Origin of the sequence: Methanospirillum sp., from assembly GCF_028679455.1 — an archaeon.
Lineage (GTDB): Archaea > Halobacteriota > Methanomicrobia > Methanomicrobiales > Methanospirillaceae > Methanospirillum.
This window is the reverse complement of the sequence record NZ_JAJRBM010000182.1, coordinates 1-4,480: the sequence shown is the minus strand read 5'-3', so window position 1 is coordinate 4,480 and position 4,480 is coordinate 1. Positions and strand designations below refer to the sequence as shown.

At 47.6% G+C, this 4,480-nt stretch carries 5 protein-coding genes; 2 read left to right on the top strand and 3 right to left on the bottom strand.

What is annotated here, in order from left to right; all coding sequences use genetic code 11:
* Window positions 1-1,101 (top strand): phosphoadenosine phosphosulfate reductase family protein (locus LUQ50_RS06165; RefSeq protein ID WP_300037762.1); only part of this gene is annotated, 1,101 nt, incomplete at its 5' end.
* Window positions 1,102-1,136: 35 nt separating this feature from the next.
* Here LUQ50_RS06165 and LUQ50_RS06160 read toward each other — a convergent pair.
* Together LUQ50_RS06160 and LUQ50_RS06155 are read right to left on the bottom strand one after the other, a co-directional pair.
* Complete coding sequence (locus LUQ50_RS06160; protein ID WP_300037760.1) at window positions 1,137-1,562, bottom strand: ATP-binding protein; 426 nt, start codon at window positions 1,560-1,562, stop codon at window positions 1,137-1,139.
* Window positions 1,563-1,629: 67 nt separating this feature from the next.
* Window positions 1,630-1,980: an STAS domain-containing protein gene (locus tag LUQ50_RS06155; RefSeq protein WP_300037758.1), complete on the bottom strand. Its 351-nt coding sequence runs from the start codon at window positions 1,978-1,980 to the stop codon at window positions 1,630-1,632.
* A 139-nt stretch (window positions 1,981-2,119) separates the two neighbouring features.
* Between LUQ50_RS06155 and LUQ50_RS06150 the strand changes: the two genes are divergently transcribed.
* A complete protein-coding gene (locus LUQ50_RS06150; protein WP_300037753.1) occupies window positions 2,120-3,835 on the top strand; it encodes an MBL fold metallo-hydrolase in 1,716 nt (571 codons plus the stop codon).
* Between the two features lie 85 nt (window positions 3,836-3,920).
* Here the strand turns inward: LUQ50_RS06150 and LUQ50_RS06145 are convergent.
* On the bottom strand, window positions 3,921-4,480 hold a 560-nt coding region (locus LUQ50_RS06145; RefSeq protein ID WP_300037750.1), incomplete at its 5' end, for a sensor histidine kinase.

Sequence of the window (4,480 nt, the reverse complement as noted above, 5' to 3'; positions counted from 1 at the left end):
GGAAACCGGTATGGAACCGGAGTGCTCACCGCAGGTTCTATCCGGGTCAAAGAACTGATCAAAATTCAGGAACAGCAGTATCCTGAGGCAGACTGGGGCGAGGTGATCCGGAGAAATTATGATCGGCTCAAGGATCTCGAACGAGCAGCAGTCAGATCCATCAAACAGGAGATGAAAAATTTCCCCAGAGTGAATATCTCGTTCTCTGGCGGAAAGGACAGTACCGTCGCTCTCGCTCTTGCCAGGAAAGCAGGAGTTGAAGAAGCATACTTCGTAGATACCCATCTTGAGTTTCCAGAGACCTACGAGTTTATCAGCAAACAGGAGGTGCAGATAACCCTTGACGGCGGAGACTTCTGGACCGGTGTGGAAAAGATAGGACCACCGGGAAAAGATAACCGGTGGTGCTGCAAGGTTGTGAAGATGGCACCGGTACGACGATGGATGGACACGCTCGGGCCGGTGATGACCGTGCAGGGAAACCGGTGGTACGAATCATTCAACCGGGCAGAACTTGACCTGCTCAGCAATAACCCACATAATCCGAACCAAACCAACTGTTCGCCAATACGTTCCTGGCGTGCCTTTGAGGTTTTCCTCTACCTGCAGTGGCGTAACATCCCCTATAACCCGCTCTATGATATGGGTATTGAGCGGATCGGGTGCTGGCTCTGCCCTGCTATGCTGGAGGCAGAGTATGAGATCCTTCGCACCGTCCATCCTGAACTCGCTGATCGGTGGGATGCGTTTCTTATCGCATGGGCTGACAAACAGGGTCTTCCCAAAGAATATGTCACCTGCGGAATGTGGCGGTGGAAATCCCCACCTCCAAAGATGCGTGAACTGGCAAAAGAACTGGGTATTCCGCTCCCCAGGATACCAGATATTGAACACCTGCAGGGAGATCGCAGAGAACAACGGGAGCGGACCAGACCCGAACGAAGAGAACGGAGATCATTCACCGGGCAGATCGGAACAAGCAGATCCTCTGGTGATCGGGCACCGCTTCGGACCTGGAGTTCACAACGGCGTTCAGAAACAGACCTAGGGAAGAACAGATCAGACGGGACTAAAGCCCCGCAGAAGAGACGCGAACGCTGATGATCTGAGCGAACAATCAGGCTATCAAACCCGCATTACCCGGAAGTAATATTTTTAATCAGGGTCAGTTTGTTCTGATCCCGCTCCCGTGCATACCTGACCTCATCCATCACTGACCTGATCAGATGAACACCCAGGCCGCCGATTTTCCGGTGATCCAGATCTGCAGTAACATCTGGTGGAGGTATGGTGGTGGGATCAAAGGCAGCTCCGGCATCAATGATGGTGATGGCTATCTGGGCCGGTGAAGATTCCAATCTGATTAAGACGTCACCTCCTGAATCGTCATACCCGTGCATGACAACATTGGTGACCGCTTCCTCAACTGCGAGTTGAATCCGGGTTGCTTCCATCATCGGAACCTCGGTTTTTTCAAGGAACTCTTCCAGATACATGGCCACCTGCTCAATCGCATCGATCGTCGCCGGGACTACTATCTCTGCAGAATCACCATTGACCATATTACCCTGTCTCCCTGGCAGAATTCCAGTCTGTTCTGTGCGCTTGCATCGTTCGGTAATTCACCGGTCAGCACGAGATACTGCTGATTGCCAGCTCAGGAGTATCAAAGATGGTAAATATCCGGTCAAATCCGGTCATCCTGATAACTTCAAGCGGGGCTGGCTGAAGAGCAGCAAGCGCCATCTCTCCGCCATCCTGACGAAGCCGTTTTAATGATGCAAGTACTACTCGCAGACCAGAACTGCTGATATAGGTGAGATTCTTTCCGTTAAAGACGATTTTTCGGGAGCCCCCGTCGATCAGGGTAGTCAATGCGACTTCTACATCCCGGGATGTAGCTGCATCCATGCGTCCTGATACATCAACGATGGCAACCCCCTCAATGGTCCTGGTTGTGACCTCGAGCAGTTCACTCATACGTTATAGAAAGAAGGAGGGATAGCTATTTCACTATTATCCTGTTGATCAACCTTGCTGATCGTTAAGAAGGAATGCTGTGAATATATTGTAGTACACGAAGAATACCTACGGACAATCCTATACCGGAGCACCCGATATGATTCAACTCGAGAATGAGGTCTGGCAACCGATACCCGGCACCCGGAGTGCACTGATCTATCCATTTATCAGAAAACCATCCATCACCGGTTCTAATACCTATATTATCAGGAGCGGTACCCATCTGCTCGTCATTGATCCAGGTGCGGTACAGGATCAGATGGAAAAGATCCGGCTTGTTTTGTCAGATGCAGTATCAGGACCTGACCACCCCATTCTACTGATTGCCGGGCATATCCATGTGGATCATATGTACCTGGGGCTGAGTGATCGCCAGCTCCGCAAGATTGGAAGAATCATCATTGCGGCTGAAGACTGGGGGGCATACCAGTTGGAAGCAGCCGATACATACTGGTCAGGTGCTGATATTGTAGGGCTTCCCCAGCCGGTTGCCAGGGTTGAACTTCATCTGCTCACTCCTGAAGACAAGGCTGCAACTACACTCAGATCTGTTCCAATTCCAGAATCTGATAATATCTACCTTCGATCGCTCCAGATACCGTTAGATAACCGGGTTTTCTATGGTCAAAGCATGGAACTTTCAGATGGTGACCATATCGAATTCTGGTCTACTCCTGGCCATAGCAGAGACAGTCTGACCATTCGGATCGGTTCTATCCTGCATGTCGGAGACATTCCGTTTGCCCTGAACATGGGAATCGCAGGACGTCCGGGATGGGACCGTGAGGAACTACTCACATCGATCAGAAATATCAGGGACCATCTGCTCAAAGAAGAGATGGTATGCTGTCCAGGACACGGGAGGATCATCGATTACGCCGGTGCAACTGAGATGATCTCAAGGATGGAGGCTGAGATAGTACAGATGCCTGATATCGCAGAGTTCAACGTGCAACGGATGAACCTCGCGGTATGGCATGGACTGGATATCATTGAAGAAGCACACCGGCTCTTTCCTATCATCGCAGGACGGTTGATGGCTCTCAGTTATCATCTTGATGAACTCGGTATGGAGACCGAAGCACGGGCTCTTGTATCAGTTATGGAGCATGAGTCCATCGATAAACTTCTCCTTGATTTTAATCAGTTTTATGCAGAATACAAAGACGGGAAGAAGGTAAAACCAGAAGTCATGCTCAAGGCTCTTCAGGTTTTTGAAAAGATCCTGCAGAAAATTCCGACCGATTCGATTCGTGAATTCCTGGACAATTCACTGATACGCCGAATTACCAGAAGTTTTTCAGATTTCCTCACAACGGTTCAGGGTACGATTCCTGAAGGAAATCATGAGTCCGTCGATCTGGTTTCCCTTATCAAAGAGGTGTTTTCTGAAGATCGTGAACAGGAAGTGAGTATTGATGATCTGATCGAGTCTGTTGATGATGAAGCAGCATATAATCAATTATTAATCCGAAGAATTGCCCACCGTATCCATGCTCATCATCTTTACTACCAGATTGAACTCAATGACGAAACATCCGTTTTGATTCAGGCAGATAGGCTCCGGCTCTATGATGCGTTTATTGCGCTTATTGAATATCTGGTGAAGGCCGATACAACCGCTCTTCAGATCTCACTTACCAGGGATCAGACAGGAATGCTAATGATCCTCACCCCCAAGGGAGCTGCAGTCAGATATGAACTTCCTTTCCCGGGATCGACTCTTCGTGAGATCGAGTATGCAGGGGGAGAAGTGCAGAGTGTGATGGAACCAGAGAAAGAAGATATCAGAATTTTATTTCAGAATTCCTGATAACTGGATACACTGCCATGAGTAAACTCCATAAGTCAGGTTTTTAGTTCATCATACAAAAAGGCGGGGTAAAGGTTGAAAAGCATCATACAATCTGGCGGTAATAATTTGCAGGGATTTTTAACTCAAATTTTACCCCCCGTCCAGGTCGTCCGGTTTCTTGAATCGTAATTCCGAGGAGAGATAATAAAGAGCGTGCATAATACAACCCTTCTCCGGTATTTTTTCCAAAATATTTAAGAAATATCTTCTCTTTGTCTTTGGTAGGAATACCTATCCCATTATCCTCATAAATCAGTGCAAGCCCATCTTCAGTGCATTCAGCAGACATGGTGATTGTAGTGACTTTTCCTCCATGCCTGATTGTGTTATCAGTTAGAATGGCAAAAATTTTATTGAGATACGAATAGGAGAACACTTCCACATTATTATCTACAATACAGGTTACGAGACCATGGTCTTCTGCTTGTTTCACAGCAGGTTGGAAGAGTTGGTACACATCAAGCCATTGAGGTTCTTTTGTGGCAGAAACCAACTCCAGATTTATGGATTCAATTATTGATTTTATTTTTTCAGCTGATTGAAAAATATCTGTCAGAAATGCAACAAGATCAGGATCATCTTTATGGTCTTCAATGAGAAAAT